Origin of the sequence: Paenibacillus sp. EKM10P (assembly GCF_011800655.1) — a bacterium.
In the GTDB taxonomy this organism is placed as follows: Bacteria; Bacillota; Bacilli; order Paenibacillales; family Paenibacillaceae; genus Paenibacillus; species Paenibacillus polymyxa.
In genome coordinates, this window is sequence record NZ_JAALET010000006.1 from 147,617 (window position 1) to 166,076 (window position 18,460).

Annotated in this window: 11 protein-coding genes; 4 read left to right on the forward strand and 7 right to left on the reverse strand. The window is 45.8% G+C overall.

The genetic code is table 11. The features are described 5' to 3' along the window. Positions 1 to 75: 75 nt before the first annotated feature. Positions 76 to 969 carry an AraC family transcriptional regulator gene (locus HFE01_RS16440; protein ID WP_167438537.1) on the reverse strand — a complete coding sequence of 298 codons (894 nt, stop codon included), beginning with the start codon at positions 967 to 969 and terminating at the stop codon, positions 76 to 78. A gap of 130 nt (positions 970 to 1,099) precedes the next feature. Between HFE01_RS16440 and HFE01_RS16445 the strand changes: the two genes are divergently transcribed. Then, entirely contained in the window at positions 1,100 to 3,358 is a 2,259-nt protein-coding gene (locus HFE01_RS16445; protein ID WP_107734428.1) for a glycoside hydrolase family 127 protein, read from the forward strand. Between the two features lie 220 nt (positions 3,359 to 3,578). Here HFE01_RS16445 and HFE01_RS16450 read toward each other — a convergent pair whose 3' ends face one another. Both HFE01_RS16450 and HFE01_RS16455 read right to left on the reverse strand, forming a co-directional pair. Beyond that, positions 3,579 to 4,727, reverse strand: coding sequence for an RDD family protein (locus HFE01_RS16450; RefSeq protein ID WP_107734427.1), 1,149 nt, complete (start codon positions 4,725 to 4,727; stop codon positions 3,579 to 3,581). Then, complete coding sequence (locus tag HFE01_RS16455) at positions 4,711 to 5,577, reverse strand: LysR family transcriptional regulator (RefSeq protein WP_107734490.1); 867 nt, start codon at positions 5,575 to 5,577, stop codon at positions 4,711 to 4,713. Before HFE01_RS16455 ends, HFE01_RS16450 begins: the two co-directional genes overlap by 17 nt. A gap of 134 nt (positions 5,578 to 5,711) precedes the next feature. Here HFE01_RS16455 and HFE01_RS16460 point away from each other — a divergent pair, with 134 nt between their 5' ends. Next, positions 5,712 to 6,701: a zinc-binding dehydrogenase gene (locus HFE01_RS16460; RefSeq protein WP_107734426.1), complete on the forward strand. Its 990-nt coding sequence runs from the start codon at positions 5,712 to 5,714 to the stop codon at positions 6,699 to 6,701. A gap of 86 nt (positions 6,702 to 6,787) precedes the next feature. Here HFE01_RS16460 and HFE01_RS16465 read toward each other — a convergent pair whose 3' ends face one another. The 3 genes from HFE01_RS16465 to HFE01_RS16475 form a co-directional block, all read right to left on the reverse strand. Further along, positions 6,788 to 8,179, reverse strand: a complete 1,392-nt coding sequence (locus tag HFE01_RS16465; protein WP_017427856.1) for an MATE family efflux transporter — start codon at positions 8,177 to 8,179, stop codon at positions 6,788 to 6,790. Between the two features lie 275 nt (positions 8,180 to 8,454). Beyond that, positions 8,455 to 9,825: a glycoside-pentoside-hexuronide (GPH):cation symporter gene (locus HFE01_RS16470; protein ID WP_107734425.1), complete on the reverse strand. Its 1,371-nt coding sequence runs from the start codon at positions 9,823 to 9,825 to the stop codon at positions 8,455 to 8,457. Between the two features lie 27 nt (positions 9,826 to 9,852). Next, entirely contained in the window at positions 9,853 to 11,796 is a 1,944-nt protein-coding gene (locus HFE01_RS16475; protein ID WP_107734424.1) for a glycoside hydrolase family 127 protein, read from the reverse strand. A 193-nt stretch (positions 11,797 to 11,989) separates the two neighbouring features. Here HFE01_RS16475 and HFE01_RS16480 point away from each other — a divergent pair, with 193 nt between their 5' ends. Both HFE01_RS16480 and HFE01_RS16485 read left to right on the forward strand, forming a co-directional pair. Next, positions 11,990 to 12,868 (forward strand): helix-turn-helix transcriptional regulator, encoded by an 879-nt coding sequence (locus HFE01_RS16480; protein WP_107734423.1) that lies wholly within the window; start codon positions 11,990 to 11,992, stop codon positions 12,866 to 12,868. Between the two features lie 110 nt (positions 12,869 to 12,978). Next, on the forward strand, positions 12,979 to 14,376 hold the full coding sequence (locus tag HFE01_RS16485; RefSeq protein ID WP_107734422.1) for a phytase: 1,398 nt from the start codon (positions 12,979 to 12,981) through the stop codon (positions 14,374 to 14,376). Positions 14,377 to 14,524: 148 nt separating this feature from the next. On the opposite strand, the gene HFE01_RS16490 is transcribed toward HFE01_RS16485, so the two are convergent. Next, positions 14,525 to 18,265: an alpha-L-arabinofuranosidase C-terminal domain-containing protein gene (locus HFE01_RS16490; protein ID WP_107734421.1), complete on the reverse strand. Its 3,741-nt coding sequence runs from the start codon at positions 18,263 to 18,265 to the stop codon at positions 14,525 to 14,527. Positions 18,266 to 18,460: the final 195 nt, after the last annotated feature.

Genomic DNA, 18,460 nt, shown 5'->3' on the forward strand with positions numbered 1-18,460 from the left:
CGCTTACAAATTTATTTTAGCCGACTCTTCCTCCATGTTTTATCTATAAAATTTCCCGATCCAAGCGGAAATGGACTAGACATTGTTCATAAATGTTTTGTGATAGGCATTCCGGTATTGCGAGGGAGTCATATGGACTCGCTTTTTGAACAATCGCATAAAATACTTCTCATCCGTGTATCCCGCTTCTTCCGCAACCTGCTTAATGCTCATATCTGTACGGGAAATTAGTTCCTTCGCTTTGTTGATTCGAATACTGTGAATGAACTCCAAGGGGCGCATGCCCGTATTTTGCTTGAATAAACGAGATATATAATCCTTGTTGTAATTGAACTTCCGAGCCAGATCGGTCACGGTCAGCGGTTCCTCAGCATGAATTCGAGTCCACTCGATAATCTTGTTCATACTCACGTTCCCCTGTGAATGGACAGGATTGGAGATCAAGCGACTGAGGGCCAGTTCAGATATCTCAATCAGCAGTGAGGTGAACAAATAGTTAGCACTGTGATATGTAAGATAATGTGAGTTGGCGACATGCAAAATTTGATTGACAATAATATGAATCCGATCTCCATTATCTGCCTGTACGCTTTGCGGTAAATAGATATCGCGCATTACGCCATGACGCTGCAAAAGCCCGTCCATAACACTTGTTTCCTGCTTCATTTCCTCACTAGATAATACATTCGGGGTCGCAGGTACATCGAAGTGAAACCAATAAAATTTAACCCCCGGCAATGATTCCCGGTATCCTCGGTGCGTACGACCAGGGTACAGCAATAGAATATCTCCTTCCCCTATTTCAAAATTCTCCTGTTCCTCCCGTATATATACCGTTTCTTGGACACCCAGGATCAACTCAAAGTTCTCAATGGAACGGCTCATATGCTTCCATGGCACCTCGGAAACAAACTCGCCTGCCGAGATTAGTTGGATCGGAGTATCTACATTCACTTTCAGATAGGTCATGTTATCGCCTCTTTAGATTCATGTTCGGATTTGTCCACCCATTGTATGGTTAAGCTACTGACATACCGCGGTTGCAATGCTAATGTAGTGGAGAAATATACACTTTCATCTTAGCTAAGGAGCGATGATTTTGAAAGCACAAGCTTTTGACTTGAATAAAGTAAGTATTGATTCCGGCCCACTTTACCACGCTATGGAACTGAATACGACCTATCTGCTGGGTTTGGAACCCGACCGTTTATTGTCACGTTTTCGTGAATATGCGGGCTTGGAACCCAAAGCGGCTCATTATGAAGGCTGGGAAGCACGCGGCATCAGTGGACATACACTTGGTCACTACCTGTCTGGCTGTGCACTGATGTTTGCCTCAACAGGTAACAAAAGACTGCTGGAGCGAGTAAACTATGTGATCGACGAGTTGGAAATATGCCAAAACAGTCATGGAAACGGATACATTTCCGGTATTCCGCGCGGGAAAGAGATTTTTGAAGAGGTCAAAGCCGGAGATATTCGTTCCCAGGGCTTTGACCTTAACGGAGGCTGGGTACCGCTATATACGATGCACAAGCTCTTTGCAGGCTTGCGTGATGCCCACCTGCTCGCTCATCATCCCAAAGCATTAGCGATGGAAATCAAACTCGGCGACTGGCTGGAGGATGTATTCCAAGGACTGAGCGATGAACAGGTGCAACAGGTGCTCCATTGCGAGTTTGGCGGCATGAACGAGGTGCTGACCGATCTGGCGGAACATTCTGGAGAGACACGCTTTCTGAATCTGGCGGAACGCTTTTATCATGGAGAAGTGCTGAATGATCTGGCAGACAGCCGCGATACGCTGGCAGGACGACATGCTAATACGCAAATTCCTAAGATCATTGGTGCAGCACGGCAGTTCGAAGTGACAGGCAAACCTCTATATGCGGACCTCTCCCGCTTTTTCTGGGATCGGGTGGTTCACAAGCATTCCTACGTAATCGGCGGCAATAGCTATAATGAACATTTTGGTGAACCTGGCAAGCTGAATGATCGTTTGGGTGAGGGCACCTGTGAAACCTGCAACACCTACAATATGCTGAAATTAACAAGACATATGTTCGAATGGGACGCATACGCAGCTTATGCCGACTACTATGAACGGGCAATGTTTAATCATATTCTGGCTTCACAGCAGCCTGTAGATGGACGTGTTTGCTATTTTGTATCGCTGGAAATGGGTGGACACAAGTCCTTCAATTCTCAATATGAGGATTTTACATGCTGTGTCGGGTCCGGTATGGAGAGTCACTCTATGTACGGCACCGCGATTTATTTTCACACAGCAAATACAATCTATGTTAACCAATATGTCCCTTCTACTGTGACGTGGGGGGAAATGGATGTACAGCTCCAACAAGAAACTCTCTTTCCGCAAAATGGGCGAGGAACGCTGCGTGTCATAAGCAAGGAGCCCAAGTTCTTCACGATCAAACTAAGATGCCCACACTGGGCGGAGCAGGGCATGATGATTAAGATCAACGGGGAAGAGTATGCCGCAGAGGCATGTCCTACCAGCTATATTGTAATTGAACGGGAATGGAACGATGGAGATACGGTCGAGTACGATATTCCTATGACAGTAAGAGTTGAGGAAATGCCAGATAATCCGCGACGAATTGCCTTCATGTACGGTCCACTTGTGCTGGCTGGAGATCTGGGTCCTGTTGAACAGGAGTCCAACGAGGAACGTCTGCTGGCATCTGTTCTGATCGGATCGGCTGATTCCTTGGCAACCAAGCTGACTGCTGACAGGATCGAGCCGAATACATTCCATCTAAGCGACCTGGGTTATATCGGAGAGTTGCAGCTTCGTCCGTTTTATCAGATATATGATCGTTCTTATACCGTTTATTGGGATCTCTTTTCCAAGGAGGAGTGGACATCAACAGAGGCAGAATACCGTACCGCGTTAGCGTACCAGCTGGAACTGGAACGACGTACAGTGGATGTTGTGCAGCCTGCCGAAATGCAGCCTGAACGGGATCATGCCTTTACTGGCGAACATGTAGGCTTGGGGTCCATCTATAACCGCAAATATCGCGATACATGGCCTGGGGGCTGGTTCTCTTTTGTCATGAAGGTGCTCCCTGATGAGCCTGTCCAATTAGCAGTGACCTATCTGAAGGACTCCGACCGCTCTCATCGTGACTTTGACATCATCGCAGATGGTCAGAATTTGGGAGAAGGCAAGCTGGAATCCGAGGAAATGAATAAATTCGAGACGTTTGCCTATGAGTTGCCTCTGTCTGTGACGAGCCACAAAAATGAAGTGACAATTCAATTCAAAGCCCATCCACAAGGCAAGGTGGCGAAAGTGGCTGGATTACGAGTGATCAGACATTCTATTGTATGACCAAATGATCTATATAAATCTACGATAACGCCACTACGCAGGCGGATAGCGCTTCCCATCGCCACCGCTTTGCTTGTACAGCACTATTCCGCCTGCTCCGTTTTTGATGTTCATCTTTTAAATTCTGCTTAAATAAAAAAAAAGCAGATGCTCCTATGAGCTATCTGCTTTTTTTGTTTACCCTAATAACTTCGAATATAGTAGCAGCTTCATGTTCACGTTACATGATGTTCATTTCACGGAAACTGTCTCTAATCTTGCGTAGCTCTTGCTGGGCTCGACCGTATCGGGAAGCGTAGGTCCAAGCAAGCACTTGATGATAATGCGAAGGCGTTTCAATCGTAGTCACATTATACATGATCGGAATCCCGTCCACTTCTCCTTTTAGGGTGAATTCAATGGCTGGGTATCCATTCACCATCCTGTCGGAGGCCAGCCCCAATTCGGGGTCCGTAATTCCTGACACCAAATGATCCCCAATGATCCCTTTATATTCTTGAAGGGTCATACTGCTGTCAAAGTCGCTTTTCGGTTCAGACAATACAATCAAATATCTATCGGTAAATTCATTTTTAATGGAAATATCCGCTTCCTCATTAATCATATTATCTCGTGACCAATTCCACGGAGCCGTAATCGCAAACTGGTTATCCTTACTGATAAATACCTCTGGCTTCACGATTTGAGTAATGAGCGTAGAAATTAAGGATACAGCAAAGACAATCGAAGCGATCGTCATCAGGATGATTGCTCCTGCAATAATTCCGGTTTTCTTTCTGCCTACCTTCCCCAAATCCCGTACCTTAACTACATATGTATTGGCGACCATATCTCCAATTCGTTGTTTCCGAGGTGTCACCAGCACACAGATGCCGGCGGGCAGCCCCCAGAAAAGCAGCGGATTCGTATCCACCAGATGTATGAGCGTACGGATCAACGATTTAATCATGCCTGGTGGCCTTCCTTCTCCATTCACAACCTGAATACGAAGTACAAACTTGCCCAGCGTATAGCCTGTAAGTCCTTCCAGTAACAGATAATAGCAGAAAGAGCCAATCAAGAAGAGAATCACTACCATGCCCAGATTTGGAGTTCCCGTTTCAGATAGTTTCTTCGCTGCGAAATAAACCAGCCCTCCATACCCAAAGACGATAAGAATGAAGTCAATCATCCAGGCGGCCCATCTTCTGAAAAAGATAGAGGCTCCGTATGTCTCTGATAATACCGCCATCCTATCTGGTTCTCGTCGTTGATAGCCGCCATTCCTCACAAATTCTCCCGGTGCTACTGTAGATGGATTTTTCGATAAATGATGTTCTTCCAAATGATACACCCCTGGTGTCAATTTAATCCTAGTTAAGTATAGCATCCTTTTTCATCCAGTGGAGCAAGCCTGACAGCGCACTGGAGTAAGCCGAATCCCGCCGATGAACAAACCACACCTCTAATTTGCTATATGTTTCGGGTAAACGGTGCGAAGCAATCCTTCCCGCCTCCTTCGCCTTTACAATTGACGAGTGTGGAAGCATGGACACCCCCAGGCCAGAGGCTACACCACCTAAAATGACTTCCAATGTTCCGAATTCCATAATCTGATACGCATCCACACCTGAATCGTTCAGAAAGCTCTCTGCTCTTGTCCGATGTGTGCAGCCTACATCGAAGAACAGCATAGGCTTGGCGAGCAACTTGCTCATATCCCTTTCTCCCGGTTCCGAAATAAGCACCAACTCCTCTTCGAAAGCCGCCATATGCTCTATATTGGGATCATCGACAGGGCCATAGACGAATGCCCCATCTAACTCGTAATTCAATACCTTTTGTACAAGAGCATGCGTCCCCCCGGTCATAAGCGACAGATGCACATCAGGGTATTGAGCGTGATATCCCGTCAATAATGAGGTTAGATGCGTAACCGCAGTCGTCTCAATCGAGCCCAGTCGCAACGGTCCCGCAGGCTGAGCCGAATATTGAGTAGACTTCTCTGCCTCGTCGAGCAAGGTAAGTATGGATTCCGCATACTCCAGCAGATTCTCTCCTGCCGATGTTAGCGTCATTCCGCGATTAGATCTGCGAAATAGCGGTACGTTCAATTGTGCCTCAAGCTGCTGAATCCGCGAGGTCACATTGGACTGTACATAGTTCAACACTTGTGCAGCCCTTGTGATACTGCCCTCGCGAGCAACCGCCCGAAAAATTTTCAAATCACTGCTTTCCATGTATACGTCACCTGCTTGGTATGATCATTTATGATACTGACGTTCGATTTTGTTCATTTTACCGGATGCTTGCCACTCTGTACAATTCAAAGTACATGCAAATGCATCTAAAATCGATCACAGGAGGCTTTAAAATGAAAGCTGTAATACATACCGGCAAAAGCGGCCTTGAGGGCCTGATGTATAAGGACGTTACGGACAGACATCCGGGGCACGGCGAAGTGAAGGTTAGACTCAAAGCCGCGGGCTTGAATCATCGGGATCTGTTCCTCATGGCGGATCGAACCGCCAACGATGCTCCACTCATTCTCGGATCGGATGGAGCAGGCGTGATCGAAGCTGTAGGCGCTGGCGTTCCAAACTCGCTGGTTGGCACTGAAGTAATCATCAATCCTTGTACCGGATGGGAAAAGACGCACCTCGTTCCCTTGGTTCCTGCCATTTTGGGTGGTCCTTCGGACGGAACATTGGCCGAATCGGTTATCATTCCCGTTCAAAATGCCGTCAGCAAGCCAGCTTACCTGTCTTGGGAAGAGGCAGGGGTACTGCCTCTGTCTGCCTTGACCGCCTACCGCGCTCTCTTCACTAGAGGCCAATTGCAGCAAGGGGATCATGTGCTCATTCCCGGTATTGGCGGCGGGGTAGCCACGTATGCCATGCTTATGGCCTTAGCGGCGGGTGCACAGGTCAGCGTCACATCACGTAGCGAAGTCAAAAAGCAAGCTGCCCTCGCCCATGGTGCTCATCATGCATTCGACAGTGATAGCGATTGGAAAGAAAGTATGAACGGAGACACCGTGGATCTGATCCTTGACAGCATCGGACCCGCTACGTTCGATAAATATCTGGATGTCATCAAACCGGAAGGTCGAATCGTTACATTTGGCGCAAGCTCAGGAGATCACATAGAGATTCCGCTTCGCTCCATATTTTTCCCACAGATTAGCATCATCGGTACCTCTATGGGGAGCAGCGAGGAATTCGCAGATATGCTCCAATTCATGGAGCGTCATTCCCTTCATCCCATTATAGACGGCGTCTTCCCTCTACAAGATACGGCGCAAGCCTTTTACCGTATGCAGCAGGGAGCGCAGCTAGGCAATATAGGGATCAGCATGGAGTAATACGCACGTAACCATATGCGTCTTAGAAAAAAATCCACTACTATAAAAGGCCTCATCCGAGGTCAATTTTATAGTAGTGGACCTATTCAGTCGATCAAACGATGCTGAACCCATTTGTTGCCGCGGAAGCGCCAGAGGAAAACGATCCCCCGCACCCCCCATTCAATATCCATGGCCAGCCAAACACCAACAATTCCCCAATTGAACACAATACCCAAAACATATCCGAGCACTACCCGACATAGCCACATGGACAGCATTGAGGTGAGGGACGTAAATTTAGAATCACCTGCCGCCCTAAGCGCAGAAGGTGTGATAAAGGCGATGGACCAGAGCGGAATCTGGGCCAACGTATTAATCAGCATGACCATAAAAATGTCATCTACAATTTCAGCAGGCGGATGAAACAGCCCTACCATCGGCTTAAACAAAGGCATTAGGATCAGCCCCATTACAATAAACGAAGCGGAAGACAGCCAAATAAACGATTTGGTAAACTTGCGGGCATCGTGTACATTTCGCCGCCCCATGCATTGACCGACCACGGTCACAATTGTAAGAGCCAGAGCATTCGCAGGAATTTGGAACACGTTAGCTAGGGATGAGCAAATGGCATTCGTCGCCAATGCATTGGTCCCCAGGTTCACAATGAAAATTTGGGTTAAAATTTTACCCCCATTAAAAAACATCTGTTCCGCCGCAAAAGGAAGACCAATAAACAGAATCTTTTTAAGCATAGCCAGATTAAAATATAGCATATCCCTAAGCTGGACACGCAAGTCATCATCTACCCTGACCAAATAAATCAACGCGCAGGCAGCCCCTGCATATCTGGACACATTGACTGCAATCGTCATGCCCAGTACACCCATATCCAACAAGTTAATAAATACGACATTCAGCAGCACGTACGAAAGGTTCATGATAAGCGAAAGAGCCAGCGATGCCCTCGTCTTGCCGATCCCTCTCAGCGCTCCACATACCGCTTCAACAATCGCAATCCCTACAAAAGACATACAGCTTCCCAGCAGGTACACCTTGCCGTTAGCCAATACATCAGGCGAGGCGGAGCCAAACAGCACACTTAAAATTGGATTGTACAACACGATCATAAACAGACTGATGCATAAGGCCAGCAAGGAAACGGAGGATATGGTACCGGAGGTTGCTTTAGAGACCATAAGGTCATTACCGCTTCCCTTATACTGCGCCACAACAACCGTCCCCCCGGTAGACACAGCCACAAATACATTAATTAGAAAAATATTTAATGAATCAATCATATTTACAGCACTGACCGCCGCCATCCCCGACGAACTGATCATTGCTGTGTTCACCAAATTAAGACCCACAATAAAAGCCTGATCAATCAGAAGCGGGATAAACAGGGCAATAATCTGCCGATAGTCAATGGACTCTCCTGAAAAATGTCTATTTAGAAAGCCATGCGTTCTCATCCTTACACTTAGTTGACTCATATCATCACTTTCTTTTTATCAAATTGAAAAAAACCCTTCAACAGAAGAGTCTTTCATGGCGAAAAAATGTATAAAGTTGCAAGGCTAGATGTCTCTGGCTCTTGATTCTGTACACTTTTCTCTACATAGAAGTATCACTCTAAAAGAAAATTCTGTCAATGGTTTTGCTCACATTTGAATAGAAAAAACTTAAAAACCTGCTCAGCTCAGTGAACAGGTTTTTAAGCAGCATAACCATGTTATAAAATGTCATTAATAACTTGTTAAGTGAATACTTATGATCTTCTCGCAATTAAGTCTTGTTGAATAGAAGCTTCATTCTTCTCGAATTTCTTATAGAAAAACATAGGAATGATTCCGATCAAGAAGACGATAAACGGCAGCCAGATGAAGCTGAACTGAATGCCAGACAAAGCAGTCGGGGTCTGAATCTTTCCAGCAATATAGCCTGTGCTACCCATAACCCATGCTGGCAATAATCCGCCAATTCCGCTACCCGCTTTAATACAGAATGCGCTTCCAATAGAAGTCAGGAATCCACTTGCCCGAATTCCATTTTTCCATTCCCCGTAATCTACTGTATCGGACAACATTGCAAATGGCATCGAGCACGCAAAGCCTGATCCTAATGCACCTATGATCCAACCGGCGATAATAAGGGTTAAGTTTGTACTCCCCATTAAAATCACGACTTGACCTAGTGCAGCTAGTATCAATCCGATAATCATGATCGTATTTTTACTTAATTTTCTGGCGAAAAACGGAATCAGAACCATCGAGATCAATTGCAAAGAGGTCAATCCATTGATTAAAGGCACCAAGTCCTTACTATCCAGATTGTATTGCAGATAAAAAATGAGCGTGGCAGAACGAATATTCAAGCCGATCCAGTAACACAGGTTAGCAGCTACAACGAGCATCCAGGGCCAGTTTCGCTTGATAGCTGTAAAGCTTTTAGCAATCGGGACAGATTTCGTTTTCACTGCCGCATTTTCACGCAAATCGGCAAACGCTATGAAAAACATAATAATCGCCATGATTCCAAATAAAACGAGCGTTAAGGAAAAGCCTTTTTGATCATTCCCTTGTCCAAAGAAGGCTACGAGGGGTAATGTGAACGTCGTGGCGATGAAGAAGCCCACGTTTCCCCCGACCATACGGAAAGAGTTCAAGACCACACGTTCATTGGAATTGGTGCTCAGGTTAGGCAGAATAGACGTAATCGGCGTACTGATTCCCGTATACAGGATACCCGCTATGATATAAGTGATAGCCGCGTATGCAATTTTCCCCGATTCACTCCAATTGGGCGTCGTAAACGTAAGGACCATGAACACGGCAAACGGAACAGCTAGCCATAGAAAATAAGGTCTGCTCTGACCATATTTGGACTTGGTCCGGTCAATCAGGATGCCCCAGATCGGGGCATCAATGGCATCAATAAAACGGGTGATAAATAGTAATGTTCCGGCAATCCCGATAGAAAGACCGAATACATCTGTATAAAAATATAACAGATAGCTGGAGATGACACAGTATAGTAGATTGCCAGCCGTATCCGTTAATGAATAGCTGATTTTACGATGAAAAGGAACGGTACTGGTTGCTTTTTCAGGTGGTTCCGTACTCACAATTCTCGTACTCATGATCTTTCCTCTCCCCATGCGAATGAATTATGATTCATAAACCCATACACGCATTTCCCCTTTGGCCCGATTACACCAGGCGTAGTAAGGAATAGCGGTAATTTGTTGAGGAACAAGTTCAGGGGGCTCCGAGCTGTATAATGCATTCGAACTTTTTACCCGATATCCCTCTATGGTCAGCTTTACAATGCCACCTAGCAGATTCTCGCTAAACTCTTCTGTAATAGGACTATCCTTTGGTAATCTTAACCCTGCCAGGTTCGCCCCATTATCGACTTCTTCCAGACAGTACACGACTGGACCGCGTTGAAGAGCAATTTGCTGCTGGTTCATGGAGACAAGCGGGTTGCTCCGAATGCGCTCAACCGGCATAGCCAAATGCAATGTGACCACATCGCCGTCCTTCCAAGTGCGCTGAATCTCGACATAGCCCTTTTCAAGCTGGTCTAGCGCTATAACTTCCCCATTCACCTTGACCTCTGCCTGCTTGCACCACCCTGGGATTCGCAATGCCCATTTAAATGCAGTTGGCTCTGCTACATGGATCGAAAGAGCGAGATCCGCATCCCACGGATAATGATGAGTTTGTATAATTTCAACCTCTTGACCAGATAAAGTCATGTTCACCTTGCTGGCAATATACAGATGCGTATACAATGTGTCCTCGGTCTGGGTGTACATATTGTCCTCCACCGATGCAATCATTCGCGCCAAATTGGGCGGACAGCAGGCGCAGAAGAACCATTTTTGCCGCTCTGTTTTTACATGTTCCTGATCTTTTCTCGATTTTTGAAAAGGATTGACTTCCAGCGGGTTCACGTAGAAAAACCGTTTCCCATCCAGATCCATTCCGCTGATCGTTCCGTTGTATAACGCACGCTCCAGAACATCGGCATATTTCCGGTCCGGCGCTAAGCGCAGCATGCGGTTAGCCCAGAAGGCCAGCCCTACAGAGGCGCAAGTTTCGCAGTACATGCTGTCATTGGGAAGATCATGATGGCAAGTGAACGCTTCCGCGTTCACCGTAGACCCGATTCCGGCGGTAATGTACATTTTGTGGTTCGTGACATCATCCCACAGCGTTTCACAGGCTTGTAACAGGGAAGCATCTCCCGTTTTTGCGGCCAGATCCGCCATCGCAATATACAAATACACTGCTCTTACCGCATGACCGACCGCCTCTTTTTGTTCCCGTACAGGTTGGTGTGCCTGCTGGTACTCAAAGCCTAGGCCAAAATTAATGTTGTTATCATCATTCCAGGTGGGCTCTGTTTGAATATGCTTTCTCTTTTCTTGCTCCTCCACAAAATAAATTGGATGCTGTCCCCGCTGTTGGATAAAATATTGCGCTAATTTAAGATATTGTTCCTTAGCCGTTACGTCGTATAATTTGATCAAGGCCAGCTCAATTTCTTCATGGCCCGGATAGCCTTTCCTTTTCCCTTCTTCTGTACCAAAAGTCTGCTGAATCAGGTCTACGTATTTCTCCATAATGTGAAGAAATTTTGTCTTACCTGTCGTTTCATAATAAGCAACAGCCGCTTCTATAAAGTGCCCGGCACAATACAGCTCATGATTATCTCTTAGGTTCGTCCAGCGATTATCGGGTTCCTTGAGCAGATAATACGTATTCAGATACCCATCCTCAGCTTGAGCTCTTCCCAACAGTTCAATAACTTCATCGGCTCGCTCTTCCAGCGCAGAATTTGGATGATCCCTTAAGCTAAAAGCGACCGTCTCCAGCCATTTGGCAAGATCACTGTCCTGGAAAACGGTTCCATAATACTCCCCACTGGATTCCCCGGCTGCAATTCTAAAGTTCTCAATCGCATGGCTGGGTTCTGTATCTGGTAATTCATCATTTAATGCTTTCCACTGATAGGGAATGACCTCTTCCGCCACAACCTGCTTATACTTTTTCCAAAATGAATCATCGACGATGACATGCTTTACTGGCTTTGCCGTTTTCATTGAATAAACATCCCTTCCTGGAAATAGAACGCTTTCATTTTTGAAAAAATAAGGATAAAGTAATGATAATATCGAACAAGCTAACCTGAGCGCCCCTTGCTACAGTCCTTATTTTATCAACCTGAATTTATAAAAAAAATCGCGATCTTTAACTAAAACTTATACGATTTCACACACAAAGGAGCTGACTTCTATGAGCAAAACAGACTTTCTATCTTTCCTTGTCCCTCCATTGCCCTATTTCATAGAGGGGAATTTTACTACATATCAAAAAGGGGACTGGCATCCGAATCGCTATAACTTGGGTTATTTTGACGTAATTATCATTAAAGAAGGACTACTGCACATCGGTGAGGAAGATGAATCGTGGAAGATAACTGAAAATCATGCTCTCATTCTTGAGCCGGACAAGCACCATTTCCCCATAGAGGCATGTACAGAACAAACCTCCTTTTACTGGTTTCATTTTCAAACCAACAGTATGTGGTGTGCCCAATCCTCGCCTAATCTTATTATCCCTAGCACCCCCATTCCTGAGTTGCATTTTCACTCAGAACATACCACCATCCACCTACCCAAATACCAAAAATTAATTAATCCCCATGAGCTGTTCTCCAAATTGGACTATTTACTAGCCTCTACTCTAAAAACCCGAAAGCTGGCTCTATGGGAGACTCAACAAACATTTGTGAATATTTTTCAGGGTTTGGAATATGATGAGAATTATAAAAGCAGTTCCTCCAAGTTAGCTGAACAGATCGAAATTTTCTTAAAACAAAACTACAGAAATGCGATTACTAATAAAGACCTGGAGGCGCATTTTCACGTACATCAAAATTATCTTGCTAGATGCATGAAGGCCACCTTTCAGCGCACACCACTTGAGTATTTAATGGACTACCGTCTGGATCAGGGACGCAGTCTTTTGCTGCAAACCGACTGGTCCATCCAACAAATTACGGAGGAAACAGGATTCTCCCAAGCCAGCTATTTTTCAAAGTGCTTCAAGGAAAGATTCGGAATGTCGCCGAAAAATTACAGACAACAATACTGGAAACCGGCCTCTAATTGAATGTTTACGTCTCTTTTACATTTCCTTTACATTTTGATTGTATTCTTTTGATATTGTCGCTTTATACTGAGTCGGTTATATCATCTTCGCTTCAGAAAAGGGGCATACATATGAAGTCAACTAAACTAGCATTATTAACCATGTTAACCGGGATTTTGGTATCACCAGACCTGATCCATGCGGCAGACACTCAGCCATCTGGGTATGCATCATTACGAACACAGGCAGATAAAATGGGGGCAACCATTACATGGGATAGTGATGATCACTCAGTGTTGATCAAGCTGAAAAATGGCATTGTGGGAACTTTTACAGTCGGTGAGAAGCAATATCGTCTAGCCGGCCAAACCGGAAAAGCAGACCGTGAAATTAAAATAATCAATGGAAATGTATATCTTCCTACCAAAGTGATTACTGCGCTTGAAGCAGAAAATAGCAAATATGCAGATCCTAAAGACGCAGTTCCCACCTATAAAGTGACCCCCTCTGTCGAAACAGAAGCCGTGGAGGATGGAGAAGATGCAGCTGATGACCCTGCGATCTGGCTCAATCCGGTTGATCCGGATAAAAGCAGAATTTTAGCTACCAATAAAGGCGGCGGAATTTTAGTCTATGATCTGGATGGCAAGCAACTGCAGAACATCAAAGTCGGAAAAATGAACAACGTGGATCTTCGTTACGGTTTTACACTGGGCGGTAAAAAGATCGATATTGCAGGCGCAACCAATCGAACCAACAATACGATCGATATCTTTGCCATTGATGGTGAATCAGGAACATTGACCAACGTGGTTGGCAAACCTATTAAAGCAACCATGAAAGAAGTATATGGATTCAGTTTATACCATAGCCTCAAGACAGATAAGTTTTACGCGCTCGTTTTGGGCAAAGAGGGAGAATTCGAGCAATATGAGTTGACTGACAATGGTAACGGCAAAATTGCCGGCAAGCTTGTCCGTCAGTTTAAGCTGGCTACGCAATCCGAGGGCATGGTCGCCGATGATGAATATGGTACGCTGTACATTGCTGAAGAGGATTACGCCATTTGGAAATATAGCGCTGAGCCAGACGGTTCATCCAAGCCGCTGCAACGTGTTGATATTGCAGATGGACGCAGACTTCACGATGACATAGAGGGACTCACATTATATTATGGCAAGGACGGCAAGGGGTACCTGATGGCCTCCAGTCAAGGCAACAGCAGCTATGCGATCTATGAACGACAAGGCGACAATGCCTATATTAGCAACTTCACGATCGGCGACAGCCCTACCGTAGATGGTACGTCTGTCACAGACGGTATTGATGTTCTTGGCTATGGATTAGGCAAGAATTTCCCTCATGGTATCTTCGTTGCACAAGATGACGAAAATCTCCAAAACGGCAAGAAGTTAAATCAGAACTTTAAAATGGTACCTTGGGAACGAATTGCTACAGGTGCTCCTACCCCGCTAACGATAGACGATGGCACCAATCCGCGTGAATTGGTAAACAGAAGCACGAAGTAATGCCCGTCAGGGAAATCGAGACAACAACGTTCTGACTTGATCCATAGAAAAAAGGGGTGTCCTAAAAGCCATAAAACGGCTGCTTGGGACACCCCTTTTTTTAAAGCGGGAAAAGGTTTCAACGTCCTTACCCTAACTATCTCGTACCCTACGCTTTAAGATCCAGTACCAGTACATTTACCGAATTAGCCGGTAATTGTAAGAGGACAGAATCTGTATGAAGTGTGACCTGATGTTCGGTAGGCACTACCTTTTCATCATTTTTCTTATTCACGTTAGGTACATGAACAAGCGAGGAATCGCCGGTTAGTGTAATCAGCTTGGCGCTGGACTCAACATTCAAATCTTGTAGATTCAGCTGGGTTGCCTTATCTACGTTGTCGGCATTCACAAGCTTCACATATACATGTTCAACATCTCGGGTCACCGAATGAAACACGTCTCTGTTATAAGCCTCCAGCTTGTAATCCAGCACTTTGCTGGTTGTCTTGCCGTCCGTGTAGGAGCAAATCAGGTTGCTGCCCGTTTCTCCCCCATAGTTCACCGTGATGGTGTAGTCGGTATTATCGGCCAGTTCTTCATAGCTGGCTGCTCTCAAGTTGCCCGCAGCTGTACTGGAAGAGTAGTCACCCATGGTATAGCCTTCTATGCCTTGCTTGTAAACCTTCACGCCGGTAGCATTGCCGCCATAGCCAATCGCGTATTCGATAACGTTCTTTTTCTCAGCAGTAATATCCGTGAGACCTGCGCCCACATAAAAACCGTCCGTGCCGGAAATGCGGGAAGCAACGACCTCTACCTTATAGTTGTTCCAGCTGTCGTTCAAGATGTACAGGCCGTTCAGCCCGCTATCTTGGGCTTTGAGGACAAGCCCCTTGCCTTCCTCCACCGTATATCCCACGGAACCAGGAATAACTTTCCAGGCTGAATTCAATTCCTTGGTAAAATCTTGATCCAGCAGCACACTGCCGTCCTTATTCGAAGTAACCGTCACACGCTTAACCACAACCTCGGCGTTACCTGTCGCGATCTCAATTCCACCCTGAGGAATGAGGTCAATTGGCTGGCCGTTTTTGTAAGTAGAGAACGAAGTGGCCAATACTTTATTGCCCAAATATTGGGCATACATTTGCTGCACATAATAGTTTGGTGTAAACCATACAGTTTCGTCATCGAACCAGATACAATCCGGCGTCCATCTGTACGTTCCGTCCGTCAAGACTTTGTTAAACAGCGGCGCATAGGCAGCCAACCGGACGACGTCGGCATTATTTTCGAAGCCCGTCATCACTGCTGCTTCTGCGACTGCGCCTGCCAATGTATTTTTATCTGTCGAGGCATACTCCCCAACAAAAACCTTCGACGATTCTTTCCAGTTGACACTGCCATCCGTGTTATAAGCTCTATAGTAATAATTATAGCGGTCAACATTATTCAACAGATACTCATTAGAACGGTAATAGTGTTCATCGGCAATGGTGTCCATATAGTCTTTTTGCTTCTCATACCAGGTTACAGTTTCTTCCGTCACCTGGTTACCGTCCGCAAAAGCAACCTTGGCAGAGCCCTCCATATTACCGCTCAGGAACTTCCAGCCCTGTTGATAGGCATCGTCGTCTGCTTGAGCGCCAACCGTGGAGATGATGTGCAGCTCATATCCTGGGTAGTTTTTCTCCATGTACTCATCAATCGATGTCTTGAACACTTCAAAGTTAGCGAAGAACTCTGTGCCCCAGTTTTCGTTCCCCACGCCCAGATAACGCAGATCGAACGGTGCTTCATGGCCCATTTTTTTACGCATGGCGGCCCATTCATTGTGTTCAAAATCAACGCTGATCGCAAAGTCGATCAGATCCGTAAAATTCTTGATATAGTATTCTCTTAATGCGCCGCCAGCCGGATGAGCATAATCCGAGCGGGCTTGGCAGAGCACACCACAGGCCATAACTGGAAGCGGAGCTGCATTGAGGTCTTCTGCCAACTGGAAGTATTCCATATAACCAAGACCCATGGTCATCATATAGCCCCATACATTAAAGTTTTCCTTGCGCAGCTCGATATCCCCAATGGATTCCTTCCAGTCATATACGTTTTCCCATATAAACGATCCTTCGGAAATACATCCCCCTGGAAAACGCAAAAACTTCGGATGCATGCCGACCAGTGCGTTCACCAGATCTTTTCTCAATCGGTAGTTCGGATTACCCTGATAGTTGGCGTGTGCCGATGGGGATTGCTCTTCCTCTCCTGCCCCCCATACATCTTGTGGGAATAAGGAGACCATATCAATGGAAATGTCGCCTTCAAATGTAAGCGCCAGCTGCCCCAGAATCGTAGCTGTACCTGTCAGTACCAGCTTGGAGTTGACGCCATATTTTTTCCATGTGTTTCCACCTTCCACCTGTACGGTTACCGAATCACTGATAGCCTTCTCCTTCGAGTCTTGAAGTTGCAGTGTGATTGTACCCGCAGATTCGGCCTTTGCCCAGATGGTAAACTCATACTTGGCACCTTCTTGGATGGACATGGCACAATTCTGGTTAGAATCGGAAAAGCCTTTGTTTCGAATCGTTGCCCCATCCGCTACCGTCACATAATAAGAGTTCACATCCTTGTCTTTTGCACCCAAAAACTCATTTAATCCACCGCTATGTTGTGGAGCCATCTTGTCCGTATCACCAGACCAGGCGAACAATGGATTGCGGTTCCGTCCTGTAGAGCAGCCGCATTCACCAGAAGCATGGGAATACGTATCAAACTCAAAGGATTCGAAGGAGCGATTTTGTACAAGTTCTGCATATATCCCGCCATCTGCCGCGTTATTGATATCTTCGTAGAACAAGCCGTACATCACTTCGCTGACATCCACAACTTCCTTATTCCCATGAATGGTCAGCGTGTACGGAGGCAACTGTTCTGGAAGAACGGAAACTTCAAAGCTTTCTTCAATCCTGCTTGAACCTCTGGTCAAAAGAGCCGTAACAGTGACCCCCTGTGCGGAAGTAATCGCCTGAACCTGACCATGGTCAGAGAGTATGCTAGGCTGGCTGGATTTCCAGGTCACTTCTACTCTTCCACCCATCAGAACCGTTGGCAGAGCTATGTCTTTGGTTATAATTGTCGTCGGAAATGATAAATACTTATCTCGAGCAAGCTTCACGATCTCTTCATCTGTCAATGAATCGCACATGACCTCAATAATTTCATCCGCCGTCAAACCTGCTTTATAAATTCGGAAGTCCGAAACCGAGCCAGCAAAGTCTACATCGGCTGCATGTTGGGAACGACCGATAAAATTGTTGCTATAGTTGGTCGTATCTGCAAACGTTTCGAACCATTTGCGCAGCTTGGCATAGTTACCACTGGAGGTTTGGCTAATGGAACCGTCTGCTGCCACTTCACCATTAACATATACCACCGGTCCCGCACTGCTTAATGTACCGCCTTTTGTGCCGATGACAGACAGGGCTATGTGCATCCACTCATCCCTGACAAAGCCTCTTCCTGGGTCTACGGACAAATCCACCTCAGTGAAAAGAGTTCCGCGCAGATTCCGTGTCATAAACATATAAGGCCCAGTATGCGCTTTACCAAAGTCAAAAACACGTTCCCACATATCCGTGAATCTGCCGAAGTTTACCCAAGCCGTCACTGTAACACCGGTGTTATCGCTTACATCTTTGAACAGATCGGAAGGGAGCTGAATATAAGATGTTCCGTTGGGTCCTCCCTCAAGTGCCAAAGCCGCTCTTCCGGTAGCATGGGAGATCGTAGGTGCTGCTGTGCCTGAAGCAATCCCGTCATTACCTTGTCCGGAGCTATCCTTGCCGACGTTCTCTGCATCATCAAACTTGTACCGCGCAATGATTTGATCTTGGAATTTGGTCATCTTTGTGGCTCCTATACCTATAGTTTATTAATGTAATACCTAATTAGTTAATATAAATGCGTACTATATAGCTATAGTACCTTATCCTGTGTACTTTTTTCAATCCAATAAATCAGATTTATAAAGAAAATGCTTGAACAAACTACAATAAAAAAGCAGTTATCACAGAGAATACTCTGCAACAACTGCTGTTTG

Coding starts and splice junctions, on each gene's coding strand:
- HFE01_RS16440 (WP_167438537.1), bottom strand. CDS start 969: ATGACCTATCTGAAAGTGAATGTAGATACTCCGATCCAACTAATCTCG.
- HFE01_RS16450 (WP_107734427.1), bottom strand. CDS start 4,727: ATGCTATACTTAACTAGGATTAAATTGACACCAGGGGTGTATCATTTG.
- HFE01_RS16455 (WP_107734490.1), bottom strand. CDS start 5,577: ATGGAAAGCAGTGATTTGAAAATTTTTCGGGCGGTTGCTCGCGAGGGC.
- HFE01_RS16460 (WP_107734426.1), top strand. CDS start 5,712: ATGAAAGCTGTAATACATACCGGCAAAAGCGGCCTTGAGGGCCTGATG.
- HFE01_RS16465 (WP_017427856.1), bottom strand. CDS start 8,179: ATGAGTCAACTAAGTGTAAGGATGAGAACGCATGGCTTTCTAAATAGA.
- HFE01_RS16470 (WP_107734425.1), bottom strand. CDS start 9,825: ATGAGTACGAGAATTGTGAGTACGGAACCACCTGAAAAAGCAACCAGT.
- HFE01_RS16475 (WP_107734424.1), bottom strand. CDS start 11,796: ATGAAAACGGCAAAGCCAGTAAAGCATGTCATCGTCGATGATTCATTT.
- HFE01_RS16480 (WP_107734423.1), top strand. CDS start 11,990: ATGAGCAAAACAGACTTTCTATCTTTCCTTGTCCCTCCATTGCCCTAT.
- HFE01_RS16485 (WP_107734422.1), top strand. CDS start 12,979: ATGAAGTCAACTAAACTAGCATTATTAACCATGTTAACCGGGATTTTG.
- HFE01_RS16490 (WP_107734421.1), bottom strand. CDS start 18,265: ATGACCAAATTCCAAGATCAAATCATTGCGCGGTACAAGTTTGATGAT.